Origin of the sequence: Streptomyces sp. OR43 (assembly GCF_008042275.1) — a bacterium.
Taxonomy (GTDB): domain Bacteria; phylum Actinomycetota; class Actinomycetes; order Streptomycetales; family Streptomycetaceae; genus Streptomyces.
Map to the genome: position 1 here is coordinate 3,215,678 of NZ_RDBK01000043.1, position 16,809 is coordinate 3,232,486.

Annotated in this window: 16 protein-coding genes; 10 read left to right on the forward strand and 6 right to left on the reverse strand. The window is 72.3% G+C overall.

Annotation, left to right across the window (positions count from 1 at the left end):
• Positions 1 to 47: 47 nt before the first annotated feature.
• Together EAO72_RS33555 and EAO72_RS33560 are read right to left on the reverse strand one after the other, a co-directional pair.
• On the reverse strand, positions 48 to 713 hold the full coding sequence (locus tag EAO72_RS33555) for a 4'-phosphopantetheinyl transferase family protein (protein ID WP_148020808.1): 666 nt from the start codon (positions 711 to 713) through the stop codon (positions 48 to 50).
• The gene (locus tag EAO72_RS33560) at positions 710 to 1,555 is read right to left on the reverse strand and encodes a metallophosphoesterase family protein (protein WP_148020809.1); all 846 of its coding nucleotides are present in this window, start codon (positions 1,553 to 1,555) and stop codon (positions 710 to 712) included. The genes EAO72_RS33555 and EAO72_RS33560 overlap by 4 nt, the downstream gene beginning before the upstream one ends.
• 367 nt (positions 1,556 to 1,922) lie before the next feature.
• Between EAO72_RS33560 and EAO72_RS33565 the strand changes: the two genes are divergently transcribed.
• The 5 genes from EAO72_RS33565 to EAO72_RS33585 all read left to right on the forward strand — a co-directional run bounded on the left by EAO72_RS33565 (position 1,923) and on the right by EAO72_RS33585 (position 6,408).
• The gene (locus tag EAO72_RS33565) at positions 1,923 to 2,363 is read left to right on the forward strand and encodes a cold-shock protein (RefSeq protein WP_148020810.1); all 441 of its coding nucleotides are present in this window, start codon (positions 1,923 to 1,925) and stop codon (positions 2,361 to 2,363) included.
• 126 nt (positions 2,364 to 2,489) lie between these two features.
• Positions 2,490 to 3,257 carry an enoyl-CoA hydratase/isomerase family protein gene (locus EAO72_RS33570; protein ID WP_148020811.1) on the forward strand — a complete coding sequence of 256 codons (768 nt, stop codon included), beginning with the start codon at positions 2,490 to 2,492 and terminating at the stop codon, positions 3,255 to 3,257.
• Between the two features lie 251 nt (positions 3,258 to 3,508).
• Positions 3,509 to 4,024 carry an ATP-binding protein gene (locus EAO72_RS33575; RefSeq protein ID WP_148020812.1) on the forward strand — a complete coding sequence of 172 codons (516 nt, stop codon included), beginning with the start codon at positions 3,509 to 3,511 and terminating at the stop codon, positions 4,022 to 4,024.
• Positions 4,025 to 4,411: 387 nt separating this feature from the next.
• Positions 4,412 to 5,218: a polysaccharide deacetylase family protein gene (locus EAO72_RS33580; RefSeq protein ID WP_148020813.1), complete on the forward strand. Its 807-nt coding sequence runs from the start codon at positions 4,412 to 4,414 to the stop codon at positions 5,216 to 5,218.
• Complete coding sequence (locus EAO72_RS33585; protein WP_148020814.1) at positions 5,218 to 6,408, forward strand: YncE family protein; 1,191 nt, start codon at positions 5,218 to 5,220, stop codon at positions 6,406 to 6,408. Before EAO72_RS33580 ends, EAO72_RS33585 begins: the two co-directional genes overlap by 1 nt.
• A 52-nt stretch (positions 6,409 to 6,460) precedes the next feature.
• Here EAO72_RS33585 and EAO72_RS33590 read toward each other — a convergent pair whose 3' ends face one another.
• Positions 6,461 to 7,099 carry a GNAT family N-acetyltransferase gene (locus EAO72_RS33590; protein WP_148020815.1) on the reverse strand — a complete coding sequence of 213 codons (639 nt, stop codon included), beginning with the start codon at positions 7,097 to 7,099 and terminating at the stop codon, positions 6,461 to 6,463.
• Positions 7,100 to 7,241: 142 nt separating this feature from the next.
• Here EAO72_RS33590 and EAO72_RS33595 point away from each other — a divergent pair, with 142 nt between their 5' ends.
• On the forward strand, positions 7,242 to 7,451 hold the full coding sequence (locus EAO72_RS33595; protein WP_148020816.1) for an EF-hand domain-containing protein: 210 nt from the start codon (positions 7,242 to 7,244) through the stop codon (positions 7,449 to 7,451).
• A 57-nt stretch (positions 7,452 to 7,508) separates the two neighbouring features.
• Here EAO72_RS33595 and EAO72_RS33600 read toward each other — a convergent pair whose 3' ends face one another.
• Complete coding sequence (locus EAO72_RS33600) at positions 7,509 to 7,919, reverse strand: STAS domain-containing protein (RefSeq protein ID WP_148020817.1); 411 nt, start codon at positions 7,917 to 7,919, stop codon at positions 7,509 to 7,511.
• A gap of 234 nt (positions 7,920 to 8,153) precedes the next feature.
• Here EAO72_RS33600 and EAO72_RS33605 point away from each other — a divergent pair, with 234 nt between their 5' ends.
• On the forward strand, positions 8,154 to 9,125 hold the full coding sequence (locus EAO72_RS33605; protein WP_148020818.1) for a CopD family protein: 972 nt from the start codon (positions 8,154 to 8,156) through the stop codon (positions 9,123 to 9,125).
• 167 nt (positions 9,126 to 9,292) lie between these two features.
• On the opposite strand, the gene EAO72_RS33610 is transcribed toward EAO72_RS33605, so the two are convergent.
• Positions 9,293 to 10,303, reverse strand: a complete 1,011-nt coding sequence (locus tag EAO72_RS33610; protein ID WP_410090522.1) for a terpene synthase family protein — start codon at positions 10,301 to 10,303, stop codon at positions 9,293 to 9,295.
• A gap of 897 nt (positions 10,304 to 11,200) precedes the next feature.
• On the opposite strand from EAO72_RS33610, the gene EAO72_RS33615 reads away from it, so the two are divergent.
• Entirely contained in the window at positions 11,201 to 11,485 is a 285-nt protein-coding gene (locus tag EAO72_RS33615) for a hypothetical protein (RefSeq protein WP_148020819.1), read from the forward strand.
• A gap of 136 nt (positions 11,486 to 11,621) precedes the next feature.
• On the opposite strand, the gene EAO72_RS33620 is transcribed toward EAO72_RS33615, so the two are convergent.
• Positions 11,622 to 12,968: an SGNH/GDSL hydrolase family protein gene (locus EAO72_RS33620; protein WP_148020820.1), complete on the reverse strand. Its 1,347-nt coding sequence runs from the start codon at positions 12,966 to 12,968 to the stop codon at positions 11,622 to 11,624.
• 500 nt (positions 12,969 to 13,468) lie between these two features.
• Here EAO72_RS33620 and EAO72_RS33625 point away from each other — a divergent pair, with 500 nt between their 5' ends.
• Positions 13,469 to 14,296 (forward strand): ABC transporter ATP-binding protein, encoded by an 828-nt coding sequence (locus tag EAO72_RS33625; RefSeq protein WP_148020821.1) that lies wholly within the window; start codon positions 13,469 to 13,471, stop codon positions 14,294 to 14,296.
• Positions 14,293 to 16,797, forward strand: coding sequence for an ABC transporter permease (locus EAO72_RS33630; RefSeq protein ID WP_148020822.1), 2,505 nt, complete (start codon positions 14,293 to 14,295; stop codon positions 16,795 to 16,797). Before EAO72_RS33625 ends, EAO72_RS33630 begins: the two co-directional genes overlap by 4 nt.
• Positions 16,798 to 16,809: the final 12 nt, after the last annotated feature.

Genomic DNA, 16,809 nt, shown 5'->3' on the forward strand with positions numbered 1-16,809 from the left:
GGGAGCCGGGCGTCGTCGCGGGGCCGTGGAACGGGCGCCGTCGCCGGTCAGCCCGCCAGCACGATCGCGGTCAGGACGAAGCCCTCTCGCACGGTCCACTTCCCGGTGAACGCGTCATGGCGCCGTCCGGCCACCTCGGGGCCGGGCACCAGGAGACGGGCCGAGAACGTGCCCGCGTCCGGGTCGAAGTCGAGTTCCGCCTCGGTGAAGTCGAGCTCACGCCGGGTCAGTGGATACCAGGTCTTGAACACCGACTCCTTGGCGCTGAACAGCAGCCGGTCCCAGTGCACGTCCGGCCGCCGCCGGGAGAGCTCGGCGAGCCGGTCCTTCTCGCCCGGCAGGGCGACGACCTCCAGGATGCCGTCGGGCAGCGCCAGATGAGGCTCCGCGTCGATGCCGAGCGACACGACGACGTCGGTACGGGCGACCGCCGCGGCGCGGAATCCGGCGCAGTGGGTCATGCTGCCCGTCACGCCGTCCGGCCAGTCGACCGCACCGCGCTTGCCCGGCACCAGCGCGACCGGCTCCACTCCGAGCTCGGCCAGGGCGCGCCGGGCGCACAGCCGCACGGTGGTGAACTCGGCGCGGCGGTGCGGCACGGACCGGGCGATGGCCGCCGTCTCCGCCGGAAACAGCCCGCCGCCGTCCGTGGGCGGCAGATCACCGAACGCGTGCACCGCGGCCACCTCGGGGGGCAGGACGGCGTCGATCATGCGGGCCTCGATTCGGTGGAAGGCAGGATCTGCCGCAGCGGCGGGCGCGGCGACCGGGAACGCCACTCCCGCGGGTACCCGATCGACACCTCCTCGAAGCGGACACCGTCGTGCCAGGTGACCCGCGGGATGTGGAGGTGGCCGTAGACGACGGAGGCCGCCCGGAAGCGCCGGTGCCAGTCCGCGGTCAGTTCCGTCCCGCACCACTGCGCGAACTCGGGGTGGGTCAGCACCCGCGTGGGATCCCGCACCAGCGGATAGTGGTTGACCAGGACGGTGCGGTACCGGGGGTCGACGGCCGCGAGCCGTTCCTCGGTGAGGGCGACCCGGGCCCGGCACCAGGCGTCGCGCGACGGGTACGGGTCGGGGTGGAGCAGGTACTCGTCGGTGCACACGATCCCCGCCTCGTGGGCCACGCGCAGGGACTCCTCCTTCGTGTGGGTGCCCGGAGCGTGGAAGGAGTAGTCGTACAGGACGAACAAGGGTGCGACGGTGACCGGCTCGTCGCCGCCGTGCCAGACCGCGTACGGATCCTCCGGGGACAACACACCGAGTCCCCGGCACAGTTCGACCAGGGCGTCGTAGCGTTCCTTGCCGCGCAGCGTGACCGGGTCGGCGGGATGGGTCCACAGCTCGTGGTTGCCGGGAGCCCAGACGACCTGGCGGAACCGCTCGGAGAGGAGTTTCAGCGCCCAGGCGATGTCCTCGAACTTCTCGCCGACATCCCCGGCGACGAGGAGCCAGTCCTCGTCGGACTCCGGCTCGATCGACTCCGTGACGCTCCGGTTCTCCGGATGGGCGACGTGCTGGTCGCTGAGCGCGAACAGCTTTCCGTGGGTCACGGAGGTCAGTCCTTCCCTCGGGGGCATTCCTCGTACGGCGCCGCCACGCATCCTCGGATTCCGGATTCCAGAAATCGTGAAGTGCAGCTTCTGCCAGCCTAGTTGATGCGATTCGGCTGGTGTGCTGCCGTCCTGCGGAATCGGTCGTCCCGCTCTCGACAGCGGAATCGAAAGGCCCTGGCCCCGAGGTCCCGCAAGATGGATAGAGTGCGGGTGAGGTGCCGTGCCTCTCCGAGGCGACGGCATCCGGAGTGGTGGTCAGACGGTCGCACAGGCGTGTCCGGAGTGGGTGTACGGGGTCCGGGCGGCCTGCCGCGACAGGGGTGTCCCGGGCACGGGTCCGGGACTCGTTGAGAGGGTGTTTCCCATGGTCATTGGTCGCGTGGTGCGTTTCGACAGCGCGAAGGGTTACGGGTTCATCGCCCCCGACCATGGGGGCGAGGACGTCTTCCTGCACGTGAACGACCTCCGCATGGCCGAGGAAGCGCTCCGGCCCGGCCTGATGGTCGAGTTCGAGATCGAGCAGGGCGACCGGGGCCTCAAGGCGTCCTCGGTGCGCCTCGCCGCCGGCAGCGGCATCGCCGCGCCGGTTCCGGCGTCCGTCTTCACGCAGCGCTCCGAACCCCTGAGCAGGCAGGCCGCGGACGGCGACGATGTGCTGTGCGACGTGCTCAACGCGGAGGAGTACGTACGGGACGTCACGGAAGTGCTGCTGGAATCGGCCCCCGGGCTCACCGCCGCGCACATCCTCCAGGTGCGGCAGGGGATGCTGCAGTTCGCCAAGAACCACGGCTGGATCGAGGGCTGAACCGCTGGCCTCACGCCGCGGCCCGGGACCTGCGGTCCCGGGCCTTCGCGCTGCCGTACGGCTGTGACGAACCGCACCGGCCCCGGCCCGCCCGGGCCGGTGTTAGCGCCGGTTAACCTGCCTTCCATGACCGTAACCCTCGAAGTAAGCGGCGGCGTCGGCACGATCCGACTGGACCGTCCTCCGATGAACGCCCTGGACGTCGCCACCCAGGACCGGCTGCGCGAGCTCGCCGAAGAGGCGTCCCGGCGCGACGACGTGCGTGCCGTGGTGCTCTACGGCGGCGAGAAGGTGTTCGCGGCCGGCGCGGACATCAAGGAGATGCAGGCGATGGACCATCCTGCGATGGTCGTTCGGTCCAAGGCGCTGCAGGACTCCTTCACCGCGGTGGCCAGGATCCCCAAGCCCGTCGTCGCCGCCGTCACCGGCTACGCGCTGGGCGGCGGCTGTGAACTGGCCCTCTGTGCGGACTTCCGGATCGCCGGCGACAACGCCAAGCTGGGGCAGCCGGAGATCATGCTCGGGCTCATCCCGGGCGCGGGCGGCACCCAGCGCCTGGCCCGGCTGGTGGGTCCCGCCAAGGCCAAGGACCTGATCTTCACCGGCCGCCATGTGAAGGCCGAGGAGGCCCTGGCCATGGGGCTGGTGGACCGTGTGGTCCCCGCAGCCGAGGTGTACGAGCAGGCGCACGCCTGGGCCGCCAAGCTGGCGAAGGGTCCCGCGCTCGCGCTGCGTGCCGCCAAGGAGGCGGTCGACGCGGGACTGGAGACGGACATCGATACGGGCCTCACGATCGAGCGGACCTGGTTCGCCGGCCTCTTCGCCACCGAGGACCGGGAGCGCGGAATGCGCAGCTTTGTGGACGAGGGTCCGGGCAAGGCCAAATTCCTCTGACCGAACGCCAGTTGGGAACGCCAGGGCATGCGTTCATCCGTGTGGGCGGATTAGCTGTGCCTTAAGGCAACCTTAAGGCTCAGCCTCCCGTCGGTGCTGGCAAACCCGTTCGGACGGGGCATCCATGCAGGTCAGCGTAGGTGTGAGGCCTGGCATTCTGCCGCTGGCATATGCCTGGAGCCCGCTGCGGAATGTCTGATTCCGGGTCGGGGATTCCCGGGGAACGGCCACGGAAGGCCCGCTGTGCAGCCATGATGGTGTCCATGGCGGGCCTGGAGGGTGTGGAGCAGCCGCGACAGCGCAGCAGCGCGACAGCGGCACGGAGGATGCCGGCCGTCGAGGACGAACAGGCGTTCAAAGCGCTGGAGTTGTTCGGAAATCCGACGGAGGACGAAGTCCGGCTGCCCTCCCGCCCGGAGTCCGCGGCCACGGCCCGCAGGCTCACCTCCTGTGTGGTGCTGCGTCAGTGGGCGCTTTCCCCGCAGACCGCCGAGTATGCCGTCCTGCTGGTGTCCGAACTCGTCGGAAACGCCGTGCGGCACACCGGCGCCAGGGTCTTCGGTTTACGGATGATGCGCCGGCGCGGCTGGATCAGGATCGAGGTGCGTGACCCCTCGCGCGGACTGCCGTGTCTGATGCCCGTGCAGGAGATGGACATCAGTGGGCGCGGGCTCTTCCTGGTCGACAAGCTCTCCGACCGGTGGGGCGTCGACCTGCTGCCGCGCGGCAAGACCACCTGGTTCGAGATGCGCATCTCCGACCGCTGACGCACAGAAGCCCCCGGTCGGCCGGGGTGCGGCGCTGCGGGGGCTTCTGTGTGGGGACCGTGAAATGGGGGGTGTGTTCACGGCCGCTGATGACGACCTGGCCCGGGTCAATGGAGGGTCGTGGCTCCGACTATGGCAGACGGACGACAACATGGCCAAAGTCGCATATGCGGATACAGCAAGCCAAAGCGGGACATTTCGCCGGAGAATCGTAGGTGTGCTGAGTCACTCGCCTGGTAATCAGTGCATGTATGAGGGGTATCGCGAGTGATTCATTGACCGGCCGGGCGTGATCGTGCGCATCCGTATGACCTTCGGCGGCTGAGTGGGTCATTTGTTAGTGGGTCATTTGTTATTTTCCCGACATCACGCACTTAATGTTCTGGCATGAACGCCCCCGACCGACCGGTGCACCGCCGTGGCGCCCTGCGCGCCGGAGCCGGCGCCGCCCTCGCGGCCGCCCTCGCCACCGGCTGTGCGGATCCGGACGCCGCCGGCCCACCGGCGAAAGCCTCCGCCCGCCCGGAAGCCGGGAAACGGGTCGCCACCACCGGCGCACACGCCCCCGCGCCCCACCCGCACCGCATCCCCGGGCAGCCCGTACAGATCGACCACGGCCCCCGCGACCGGGAGTGCGTCGCCCTCACCTTCCACGGCCAGGGTGATCCCGCCGTCGCCCGCACCGTGCTCGGCGAGGCCGAACGCGCCGGGGCGAGGGTCACCGTCCTCGCCGTGGGCAGCTGGCTGGACGAGCACCCCGAGATGGCCCGCCGGATCCTCGACGGCGGCCACGACCTCGGCAACCACACCCAGCGCCACATCGACATCTCGTCGATGGACGAGACACGGGCGTACGCCGAGATCACCGACTGCGCCCAGCGGCTGCGCCGGCTCACCGGCTCCATCGGCACCTGGTTCCGTCCCTCCCGCACCCGCTACGCCACCCCGCTCGTCCAGCGGCTGGCCGTCCGGGCGGGATACCCGCACGTCCTCTCGTACGACGTGGACTCCCTCGACTTCACCTCGCCCGGCGCCGCGGCCGTCACCCGCAAGGTGGCCGGGGAGATCCGCAACGGATCGGTGGTGAGCATGCACTTCGGCTATGCGGACACGGTCGCCGCGCTGCCCCTCCTCCTCACCGAACTCGACCGCCGCCGACTGCGTGCGGTGACGACCACGGAGCTGCTGACCTGATGTCCCACTCCACCTCACGCACCGCCGCGCTGTGCGGCGGCCTCCTGCTCGCCGTCCTCACCGGCTGCGGCACCGCCCCCGCGGACAAGGCGGCGTCCGACGCCCCCATCGAGGCCGCCGCCCCGGTCAGGGCGAAGGGCGTCACCCCGCCCGCCCCGCCGGGACTGCCCGGGATGCCGCCGGTGCTCGACGCCGGCAACGTGTACGCGGCCGACGCCCCGGGAAAGCTGTCGCCGGTCGTCAAGGACTTCCCGTCCCGCGTGTACGTGCCCAACACCAACTCCGACACCGTCTCGGTCATCGACCCCGCCACGTACAAGGTCATCGAGACGATTCCGGTCGGCCGCCAGCCGCAGCACGTCGTCCCGTCCTGGGACCTCAGGACGCTCTGGGTCAACAACGACGTCGGGGACAGCCTTACCGCCATCGACCCGGCGACCGGGAAGGCGGGGAAGACGGTCGGCGTGTCCGACCCGTACAACCTCTACTTCACGCCGAACGGCAAGTACGCCATCGTGATGGCCTCGATGGACCGCGAACTGGTCTTCCGTGACGCGCACACCATGAAGACGGCCAAGACCGTGCCGGTGAGCTGCGCGGGCGTCAACCACGCCGACTTCTCCGCCGACGGCCGGTACTTCGTCGTCTCCTGCGAGTTCTCCGGCGAACTCCTCAAGGTCGACACGGCGAAGATGGAGGTCGTGGGACAGCAGAAGCTGCCGTTCAAGGGCGCGATGCCGCAGGACGTCAAACTGTCTCCCGACGGCGGCACCTTCTACATCGCGGACATGATGGCCAACGGCATGTGGGTGCTGGACGGGGAGAAGTTCACGACACCCGAGCTGCTGCCCACCGGCAAGGGCACCCACGGGCTCTACGTCAGCCGCGACGCGAAGGAGATGTACATCTCCAACCGCGGCGAGGGCTCGGTCTCCGTGTTCGACTTCGCACAGAAGAAGCTGGCCAAGAAGTGGCACCTGCCGAACGGCGGCAGCCCGGACATGGGCGGGGTCTCGGCGGACGGCAAGGTGCTGTGGCTGTCGGGGCGTTACGACGCCGAGGTGTACGCGATCGACACCGCCACCGGCAAGCAGCTGGCCCGTATCCCGGTGGGCAGCGGGCCGCACGGCCTCGCCGTCTACCCGCAGCCGGGTCGCTACTCGCTCGGCCACACCGGCGTCTTCCGCTGAGGCCGTCGGGCCGTCTTCTCGTGCCGGCCGTCTCCCCGGACCGGCCGGTGACTCAGCCCCTGACCAGCAGCGCCTCCGACCCCACCGGCCGGTAGCCCGCCGCCTGGAACGTCCGCACACTGCGGGCGTTCCCCGGCGACTGCTGGGCCCACACCACCGCGTCCGGTACCAGCTGCCGGGCCGCGCGTGCCAGCCGTGCGCCGAGCCGCCGTCCGCGCGCCTCCTCCGCCACCTCGATCGCCGTCTCCCAGCGCCCCGCGACCCCGCGGCCGAGGATCAGCACACCGCCCTCGGTCCCCCAGACCCGCACCTCGTCGCGGAACGTCACCGCCCGTGCGACCCGGGGGTGCTCCGGGTCGCGGATCTCCCGCAGGTCCAGGTCCGGGGTGCCCGGCAGCGCGGGTGCGACCGTGAGGAGGTCGATCGTGTTCATGTGCCGGCCGGTCCGGGCCATCAGGGCCCCCAGGAAGCCCGGGTTCATCGTCGCGGCGAGCGCGTCGCCCGGGGTGGCGGCGAGCGTCTCGCGCACCCACGCCGGGTCCTCGTCGGTGAAGACCACCGAGTGCGCGGTGAACGCCAGCACCCCGGCGTCCCGTCCGTTCGGCTGCCGCACCACGGCCGTGGACCCGTCCGGCGGCGGGAACCGGCCGTGCGCCGCGGCGTCCAGGATCCGTGCCAGTGCCTCGCTCATCGCGCCGTGTGCTCCCCGCTCGGGCCACCGGCCACCGGGCGGTGGGCGGCCCACCCATGATCGCCGAACGGCCGCCGCCCGGGCCGGCTGTCGCGCCGGTTAATCTGACCTCCGTCAGACAGTCATACGAAGGGGCGGAAAAGTGGCGGACATCGAGTCGGCGCGCAAGGCATTCGAGCGGTACGACCTGAACGGCGACGGGCTGATCTCGGCGGTCGAGTACAAGAGCGTCATGGCTCAGCTGGGTGACCCCTACGTCACCGAGACGGTCGCCCAGGCCGTGATCAACTCGCACGACACGAACGGGGACGGGCTCCTCACGTTCGACGAGTTCTGGGCCGCGCAGAGCTGACGTCCGCAGGACCCCCGGCCGACAGGCCGGGGGCCGCGGAGCGGCGCTCCGGGGTGCTCAGGAAACGGCCGGTGCCCCGGTCTCCGCCGCGCGGAAGACCTCGTCCGGGGTCGCCACCGGGCCGAACACCTCGTGCAGCCGGCCGGCCCGCAGCAGGCGCAGGATCCGCGGACAGGCGCAGACGAGCCAGAACCGCCCCTCGCGGTCCAGCGCACGACGGCGGGCCCGGCACAGCATCGACAGCCCCGAGCAGTCGAGGAAGCTGACCTCCGACAGGTCGACCACCAGCCGGGGTGCGCCGTCCGCCGTCGCGTCGTCCAGGGCCGGGGCGATGAGCGCGGCGGTCGCGATGTCGATCTCGTCGCGCAGCGCCACCACCGTGCATCCGTCCCGGCGGTACACCCGGCCGCACGGCTCGGGCAGCAGGGCCGGCACGGGGGCTGCCGTGGGGGCCGGCGTCTCGGTCATCTGATGCCTCTCCTCGCAGCGCCGGGCCCCGAGACGTACCCGGGCCCGCGTGACAGTCGGTGGGGGGACGGTCGGTGAGGTGACAGTCGGTGAACCTAACCCGAGGGTCCGCCCGGTGGCGACGCAGAAACGTTCGCGCATTCCCCAATGCCTCCTTCCGGGTGAACGTCCGTCGTTCACATGGACAGCAGGAGGCGATTTGTGTGGTTGTCAGTCAGGAAAGGGGGGTGGGTGATGATCCCGTCCCGTGTGCCCACAGCCGTCCGCCGCAGACCGGCGGCCGCCGTGCTGGTGGTGGCGGTGACCTGCCTTCTGGCCATGGCCGCCACGGCGGCCGCGCTGCTGGGCGCCACGGCCATGGGACACGGCACCGGCGAACTGCGCATACCCGGCGCGGGAACCGCCACCCTGCTGCGCACGGCACTCTTCGGCGCTCTCGCCGTCCACACCGGCGCGCTCGCCGCGGACGCGCTCCTGCGCTCCGTGCCCGACCGGCCCCGTACCGCCCCGCGCAGTTGGGCGGCCGCGGCCTCGGTCGCCGGCGCGCTCGCCGCCGCGGGCCAGATCGTCCGGCTGGCCCGGATCAGTGACTCCGGCCTCGTCGAGACGTACGGAACGCGGGAGGGCGGGCTGCTTCTGCTGACCGCCAACGGCTTCGTCCTCGCCGCCTGCTGCGCCGGGAGCCGACGCCCCGCCCTGGCCGCCCTGCCGCTCGCCGTGGTCATCGGCGCGGAGGCGCTGCGGGCCCACCCCGAGGCGTACAGCCCGCTCGTCGGCGCCGCGCTCACCGTGGTCCATCTGACGGCCGCCTCGCTGTGGACGGGCGGGCTCCTCCACGTCCTGCGCACCATGCGGCTGTGGCAGGCCGCGCCGGGCGCCGCCCGTGCCCTCCTCGGCCGCTACGCCCGCCTCGCCGCCTGGCTCTACGTGGCCCTGGCGGTGACCGGCACGTGCAGCGCCCTGCGCAGGCTGCCCGCGGACGTGGTCCTCACCTCGGCGTACGGGCGCACCCTGCTGGCCAAGCTGGTACTGGTGGCCGTGGTGAGCGCCCTGGCGCTTGCGGCGCGACGGCGGCTGGCCCGGGACGCGGATCCGGCGGACGCCCGCCTTTCTGCCCGTCGTGAAGCGGCCGCGCTGGGGGCGGTCGTCCTGGTGTCGGCGGTGCTGACCGTCGTACCGGACCCCCACTGGATCGGCACCCGCTGACCGTGCCCTCGACGGCCGGTCCGGGGCGTCGTGCCGGGGCGCGGTGGCCGGTTCGTGCGGCACGGTGTTCCGGCCGCCGGGAAGCGGCCGGAACGCCTCGTGCCGCATCGACGGCAATTGGCCTGAACTCGCTGTCGTGAACGCGTGCCTCCGTGACATGCGTCCCGTCAGGCGGCGAAGTTCCTTGACAGGGAAGCCTGTTCGTCGATCTCCATGAGGTCGGGGCGGGTGTAGCGCTCCGCCCGTGCGTGGTAGTCGAAGTCGCCCCGGACGAGCCCTCGGTAGTCCCGGACGCAGCGCTCCAGGGCGACGCGCGGCAGTCCTTCGATTCCAGCCGCCTCCATCTCCTCGACCAGTTCCTTCTCCGCCCGCTGGACCCGGTCGGCAATGCGGGACAGCAGAATCCCGGCTTCGTCGACGGCTTCCTGGAGCGTGCCGCCGCGGTCTCGCTGGATGAGCCGGACCGTGTTGTGCTCGTAACCGAGCAGGGCCTCCTTCTCGAAGGAGCAGATGTCATTGCAGAGCCCCGAATGGTCGGCCACCGCGTTGCGCAGCGCGATATAGGCGGGGAGGCTCCGGGCGGATTCCGGCAGGTCGATTCCCGCCGTGATCTCGTGCAGATCGAGAAAGGGCTGCATGGCCACCGAATCACGGCGGTGCTTGACGAAGTCGGCCGTGCTCGGAACGTGCCCGGCGGCCCGGTCGACCGCCTCCGCGTAATACGTCCACAGCCAGGCGGCCGTGTCGCGGCGGAACTGCCGGGCCCAGTGCGCCGGCCGGTCCGTACAGGTGCGGACCAGCAGTTCGTCCAGGGCGTGCTCCATGGGGCCGACCGGTGCCTGTGCTCCGTCGAGCACGTCCACGAGGCGGGCGATCGCACGCGCGCACACCTGCGGGTCGCGGCCGGCCGGGCCGTCGTCGAACTCGTCGTCGACGAGGAAGGCCCAGAAGAGCCACTGACAGAAGAGGTCGAGGTGTTTCTGTGACGCCTCCGGAAATATCAGGGATATCCAGAGTTCGGGGCGGGTCCGGATCATCTTCTTGCGGGCCACCGGTGACAGGACGAGATCGCTGGCCTCCGCCCATTCCCAGGCGGCTTGTCGGGTCTGCTCGATTCCCGGATGACATCCCGCGCTCTCGAACGGCATGTGGAACTCCGGAAGCGCCAACTTACTCATGCTGCACCTCGTCTGAACGTACGAACAGGGAAGGGGGATGCGCGAACAGGCCGCGCACGCACAGGCCGGAGCGGCAGACGGTGAACGCGAGGTTGTCGATCGGCGCTTCGACAAAGCCGTGTCATCGGGGGGAGCCGTCCGCACCGGCGTCGGAAACGGTCGCTACGGCCGGGAGCCGGCTGCTGCGGCGGTCACCGCAGGAGCGGATCAGGTCCGGCGGGGCGGACGGTCGCGACGGTCGACCCGTGGCGCTCTTCGTGCGCCGTGGCCGGGCCGGACGGCCGGATCCCGCCGAGGAGGCGTCACGGGAGGGGCGGCTGTCATCGCTGTCCTCTTTCCTCCGCAGGGCCGGGCCGTCGAAGCGGGCCCCGCGGGGCCCGGGCAGCGCGCACCGTCTGACGTGCACGGCGATCGCGTCACCACTCGTCACGACCAGTGAACTCCCAGTATGCGGAGGAGGGAAGGCGCCCGTGACTGAAAATGTTCGTTCACCCTGAACGTCTGCTCACTTATGGGAAGTTGGCGCACTTCTGGGGTTGTGTTCGGCGTCAGCCGGTCACCCGATCCGGTCGACGGTGCGGGCCGGCCCCACGGCGATCACCCGGACCGGGCGGACCGTCGGGCGTGGCCGTCCACCTTGCGCCGACGCCGTCATCGACGCCGGGAACGCGCCAAGCGCTCAGCGGCGCCGGGAACGCGCCCCGCGGGCGCACCACGCCCGCCGAGGCCCGCAACCCGGCGCCTTGCCCCCCGCCGGCCGCGAACGGCGACCGGGTCCGACCCGATCCGACCGGATCACCTCGGCATCATCGATTCCGATGGTGTACCGGCCGGGCGAATTCGCCGAGGCCGGAAGTATCCCGCCCCGGGTTTTGCGGATCCGCCACGTGCGGCGATTTGCGCAGCGGTCACCGGCGCACCCCCTTCGACGCCCCACCGACTCCCCTGGCCGCCGCCGGAGTGCTGTTCGTTGCCGCGTTGCTGGTCGTGCTGCTCATGCGCGGCGCGGCCGGTCCGGCCACGGTGGCGGAGGCGGCCGGATCGGCCGAGGCCGGCGACGGCCCGGCCGGCGGTTCCGAGGCCGTGAACGGCCCGGCCACGTCGGAGGATCCGGTCGGCCCGCGTGCCGCGTCGGCCGCCGCCGAGACCCCTTCCGCGGGGCCGGGAACCGGGCGCCGCTGAGGCGCTCCACGACACCGGCGTCCGCCGCCGGCCCTGAAGGGCCCGGCGCGCTTGACCGGCGACGGCGGAGCGGATCCGTACCGGCGGACGGACGGCCCGCGCACCTCACGGTGCGCGGGCCGCCTTTGTGCGCCGGTCAGTTGTAGCCGAAGCCCGCCGGGAGCGGAGACGGCCGGAACAGACGGGCGGGGACGGCGTCTGCCAGGGCCCGGTAGCCCGCGGGGTTCAGGTGGAGATGGTCGCCGACGTCCAACGAGGGTTCCAGCGCACGGGGGTTGTGCGGATCGCGCGCGGCCCGGTCGAAGTCGATGACCGCGTCGAAGCGGCCGCCGGTACGGATCCAGGTGTTGACCGCCTGCCGGGCTCCCTCGCGGTAACCGTCCGCGTCGTCGTAGCCGGTGTTGCCGCCGAAGGGCGTCAGTGTCGCCCCGTACACCCGGATCCCCAGGGCGTGCGCCCGGGTGATGATCTGGTCGTACGCCGCGATGACGTCGTCCGCCGTCCGCTTCTGGGCGGCGGGGGTGGCGGGCGCCGTACCGAGGTCGTTGACGCCCTCGAAGACGATCAGCCGGTCGACGCCGCTCTGGGACAGGACGTCGCGGTCCAGCCGGGCCAGCCCGTTCGGGCCCAGGCCGTCGTTGAGCAGGCGGTTCCCGCCGGCCGCCTGATTGACGACCGAGGTCCGTACCGGGCCCGCGCCGGCCGCCAGCCGCCGCTGGAGCACGTCCGGCCAGCGGTCGTTCCCGTTGGTGGTGGAACCCCGGCCGTCGGTCAGCGAGTCGCCGAGCACGGCCGTCGCCGAGGTGTCGCTGCCGGACCAGACCTCGACGCCGCTGAGGAGATACCAGTGGTCGGTGGTGGTGGCCCCGGGCAGATCCGGATCCTGGACGTGGTCCCCGGACCGGAGGTAGGAGGTCGTACGCGAACCGGGGTGCGAGGTGAGGGCGGTGGACGCCTGACCGGTGGCCAGATAGACCGTGGCGGTCAGCTCGGAGCCGGGCTCCAGCCGGAAGTCCAGCGGATCGGAGACCGCCTGCGCACCGGCCGGGACGGCCACCGAGGAGCTGCCCCCGAAGGTCACCGCGCGCGTGGTTCCCTCCCGGATGGCGCCGGTGCCCGCCCGGCCGTCCAGCGGCAGCGCCACGGACACCTTGGTGAGGGGCAGCACCGCGCCGCCGAACGCGTTGGAGAACCGCAGCCGGACGTGGTCACCGCCCGCCGAGACGTGGACGGTCTGCCGCAGCGTCGTGTCCGTCAGGACGGCGTCCTCCTGGGTGAACGGCGCCGGCGGCATGTTGGACGGCTCCGTCAACTGCGGCATCGACGTCCACGCGGCCACCCAGTGCGCGTTCCGCTCCCGGGGCCCGGGAGCGCGGTCCGCCTCTGCGCGCTCGCCGGCCCCGAGCGCCGGCGAGATGGCGGTCAGGGAGGCGAAGAGCGCTCCCGCGGTGATCAGGCTGATCAGTGACGATCTTCGGTTCATGGCTGTGTTCCCTCTGTGCGGTGGGGAAACGGGATCTGTGCGCTGGGCTAACGGAACTGCGGTGGGCTGACCGGACTGCGGTGGGCTATCGGATCTGCGGTGGGCTGACCGGGCTGCGGTGGCTAACGGAACTGCGGTGGGCTGACCGGACTGCGGTGGGCTATCGGATCTGCGGTGGGCTGACCGGACTGCGGTGGCTAACGGAACTGCGGTGGGGAAACGGGATGAAGCGCGACGCGTCCCCGTACGCGGACGGCATCCCGCCCATGCGCCCGCCGGACCACGCGGCAGGCTAGTCCTTCCGATAATTGCGGTCAATCATTCGAAATGTTTCGAACGGATTGGTCTCTCCCCGGCCGGTCGCGCGGAGCGGAGCCGCTCGCCTTCCGCCGCCCCCTACTGCGGTAGCACTCGCACATTGGCCCCCCGGTATGACGCCGGCCGCCCGTCCGTTCCCGCACGCTCCATCCCGTCAGCACGAGCATCGCGAAGGGCAGAGCATGAGGCTACGCAGCGGAAAGCAGCAGCAGCAGACGGACGAACGCCCGGACGCCCCCGGCACTCCAGGTCTCGCCGTCGAGCTGCGCGACGTACGGCGGCAGTACGGCCGCGGCACGGGCGCCGTGCACGCGCTCGCGGGCGTCGACCTCGCCCTCCCGCGCGGTACGTTCACCGCGGTCATGGGCCCGTCCGGGTCCGGCAAGTCCACGTTCCTGCAGTGCGCCGCGGGCCTGGACCGGCCGTCGGCGGGCTCCGTACGCCTCGGCGGCACGGAGATCACCGGAATGGGCGAGAACGAGCTCACCGAGCTGCGCCGCAGCCGCCTGGGCTTCGTCTTCCAGGCCTTCAACCTGCTGCCCTCCCTCACCGTGGAGCAGAACGTGCTGCTGCCCATGCGCCTGGCCGGACAGCGCCAGGACCGTCGCAGGGCGGCCGCGATGCTGACCCAGGTGGGGCTCGCCGACAAGGCGAAGCGGCGCCCCGGCGAGCTCTCCGGCGGCCAGCAGCAGCGCGTGGCCATCGCCCGCGCCCTGATCACCGGCCCCGACGTGGTCTTCGCCGACGAGCCCACCGGGGCCCTCGACACCGGCACGGCCACCGAGGTCCTCGGCCTGCTCCGGCACGCGGTGGACACCCTCGGCGCCACCGTCGTCATGGTCACTCACGACCCGGCCGCGGCGGCCTGGGCCGACCGCGTGCTGTTCCTCGCAGACGGCGCCTTCGCCGACCGCCTCGACCGCGGTACGCCGGACCGGATCGCGGCCCGGATGACGGCGCTCGCCGCCCGTACCTCCCGCACGGGCACGACGGCGGGGGCCGTGGCATGAGGTTCGTCCCCAATGGGCTCGCCCGGGCAGCCGTCCGCTTCAAGCCCGCGTCGTTCGCCGGGACCTTCGTCGCGCTGATGATGTCCGCGCTGATCGTCACGGCCTGCGGCATCCTCCTGGAGACCGGCCTGCGCGCGTCGGTGCCCGCGGAACGGTACGCGCAGGCGCCGGTCGTCGCGGCGGCCGACCAGTACGAGTACGTCGTGACGGGCAGCGGCGAGGACCGCGAGGAGGAAGCGGTCCCGCTGCCCGACACCGCGCGGGTCGACGCCGCACTGGCCGACCGGGCAGCCGCGGCGCCGGGCGTCGCCGCGGCCGTCGCGGACCACACCTTCCCGGTACGGACCGGGGACAGCGCGCTCACCGCGCACGGCTGGGGCGCGCACGCCTTCACCGGCACCGCGCTCACCTCCGGCACCGCGCCCCGGACCGGCGAGGTCGTCCTCGACACCGCCGCCGCCCGCGCCGCGAAGGCCGCCGTCGGCGACACCGTCGCCTTGCGGACCGCCGCCGGGCAGCAGGACTTCCGCGTCTCCGGCCTCGCCGAGGCCGGGCCCGGGGACACCGCACGCAACACCGGAACCGCGGGCGCCCTCGCCTGGTTCGCCGACGCGCAGGCTCCCACGCTCGCCGGCCACCCCGGCAAGGCGGACGCCATCGCCGTACTGGCGCAGCGCGGCACCGATGCCGGCACGCTCGCCGGCTCCGTGAAGAAGGCCCTGGCCGGCTCCGGCGCCCAGGTCCACGTCGGCGACGACCGCGGTGCCATCGAGGACCCGGGCCTCGGCTACGCCAAGGACACGCTCATCGGGATCGGCGCCTCCTTCGGCGGCATCGCCACCATCGTCGCCGTCTTCACCGCCGCCGGAACGGTGACCCTGTCCGTGTCCCAGCGCGCCCGCGAGTTCGCGCTGCTGCGCGCCGTCGGCGCCACCCCGCGCCAGATCCGCCGCGCGGTCGCCTCCGAAGCGCTGCTCGTCGCGCCGCTCGCCGGGATCATCGGCTGCCTGCCCGGCATGGGGCTCGCCCACTGGTGGTTCGGGCAGTTGCAGGACCGCGGCGCGATCCCGCAGGCCGTGCAGGTGCACGTGTCCGGGCTCCCGGTCCTCGCCGCCGTCGGCGCCGGACTGCTCACCGCGCTCGGCGCCGGCTGGGCGGCCGGGCGCAGGCCCGCGAAGATCAAGCCGGGGCAGGCGCTGTCCGAGGCGTCCGTGGAACGGCTGCGGCCCGGTGTGGTCCGGACCGTGCTGGGTCTCGGCGCCCTCGTCGGCGGCGCGGTCCTCACCGGTGTCGCGGCCAACTCCACGGGGGACGACGCGGCCGGCGCCGCCCTCGGCGTCGTCATGCTCTTCATGCTCTCCGTCGGGCTGCTCGGCCCGCTGGTGGCGCGCGTGTGCGCGGTCCTCTTCGGCCTCCCGCTGCGCGGCGCCGGCCCGGCCGCCGGACTCGCGGCCGCCAACTCCCGAACCAACGCCCGCCGGCTCGCCTCCGCGATCACTCCGATCGTGCTGGCCATGGCCTTCTCCTCGACCCTCGTCTTCATGCACACGAGCGAGAACCACGCCGCCGACCGGCAACTGCGGGCCGGTATCACCGCGGACCACGTGGTCACGGACCCCGCGGGGCTCCCGGTCGACGCGGCCGCCCGGGCCGCCCGCGCGCCGGGCGTGGACACGGCCGTCGGCCTGCTGAACACCCAACTGCTGGTGCCCGTCGGCTCCGGGGAGTTCAAGGCGCTGCAGGGCGCGGCGGTGCAGGGCGTCACCGGGTCCGGTGCCGAGCTCGCGAAGGTGCAGGACCTGGACGTACGGGACGGCAGCCTCGACCGGCTCGGCCCGGGCCGCATCGCCATCGACAGGACCCTGGCGAACTCGGCGGACGCGGCTGTCGGCGACCGCCTCCCGCTCTACCTGCCGGACGGGACGAAGACCGCCCCCGAGATCGTCGCGGTCTACGGCCGGGGCCTCGGCCTGGCCACGGTCACCATGGACCGGCCGTCCCTGACCGGCCACGTCACCTCGGAATTCGACAGCACGCTGCTGGTACGCGGCGGCTCGGCGAAGTCGCTCACCGCCCTGGGCACGGTCACCGACGCCTCCGGCTACGCCACCGAGCGGAGCCTCGACGCGGAACTCGGCGCCTGGTCCAACTACATGATGGCCGCGGTCCTCGGCGGCTTCGCCGCCATCGCCGCCGTCAACACCCTGGTGATGACGGTCCTGGACCGCCGCCGCGAGCTGGGCACCCTGCGCCTCATCGGCTCCACCCGGCGTCAGGTCCTGCAGATGCTCCGCTGGGAGAGCCTGCTGGTGTCCACGGTGGGCGTGGCCCTCGGCACGGCGATCGCCGCGGCCACGCTGATCCCGATGATGCACGGCGTCACCGGTGAGGCACCGTACGTACCGCCCCTGCTGTACGGATCCTTCGCGGCCGCCGCCGGCGGCCTGACCCTGCTCGCGGTGACGCTGCCCGCGCGGGCGGCCCTCCGCCGCTGGTCGTAGTCCACGCCACGG

Coding starts and splice junctions, on each gene's coding strand:
- EAO72_RS33555 (WP_148020808.1), bottom strand. CDS start 713: ATGATCGACGCCGTCCTGCCCCCCGAGGTGGCCGCGGTGCACGCGTTC.
- EAO72_RS33565 (WP_148020810.1), top strand. CDS start 1,923: ATGGTCATTGGTCGCGTGGTGCGTTTCGACAGCGCGAAGGGTTACGGG.
- EAO72_RS33570 (WP_148020811.1), top strand. CDS start 2,490: ATGACCGTAACCCTCGAAGTAAGCGGCGGCGTCGGCACGATCCGACTG.
- EAO72_RS33575 (WP_148020812.1), top strand. CDS start 3,509: ATGATGGTGTCCATGGCGGGCCTGGAGGGTGTGGAGCAGCCGCGACAG.
- EAO72_RS33580 (WP_148020813.1), top strand. CDS start 4,412: ATGAACGCCCCCGACCGACCGGTGCACCGCCGTGGCGCCCTGCGCGCC.
- EAO72_RS33585 (WP_148020814.1), top strand. CDS start 5,218: ATGTCCCACTCCACCTCACGCACCGCCGCGCTGTGCGGCGGCCTCCTG.
- EAO72_RS33590 (WP_148020815.1), bottom strand. CDS start 7,099: ATGAGCGAGGCACTGGCACGGATCCTGGACGCCGCGGCGCACGGCCGG.
- EAO72_RS33600 (WP_148020817.1), bottom strand. CDS start 7,919: ATGACCGAGACGCCGGCCCCCACGGCAGCCCCCGTGCCGGCCCTGCTG.
- EAO72_RS33605 (WP_148020818.1), top strand. CDS start 8,154: ATGATCCCGTCCCGTGTGCCCACAGCCGTCCGCCGCAGACCGGCGGCC.
- EAO72_RS33610 (WP_410090522.1), bottom strand. CDS start 10,303: ATGAGTAAGTTGGCGCTTCCGGAGTTCCACATGCCGTTCGAGAGCGCG.
- EAO72_RS33620 (WP_148020820.1), bottom strand. CDS start 12,968: ATGAACCGAAGATCGTCACTGATCAGCCTGATCACCGCGGGAGCGCTC.
- EAO72_RS33625 (WP_148020821.1), top strand. CDS start 13,469: ATGAGGCTACGCAGCGGAAAGCAGCAGCAGCAGACGGACGAACGCCCG.
- EAO72_RS33630 (WP_148020822.1), top strand. CDS start 14,293: ATGAGGTTCGTCCCCAATGGGCTCGCCCGGGCAGCCGTCCGCTTCAAG.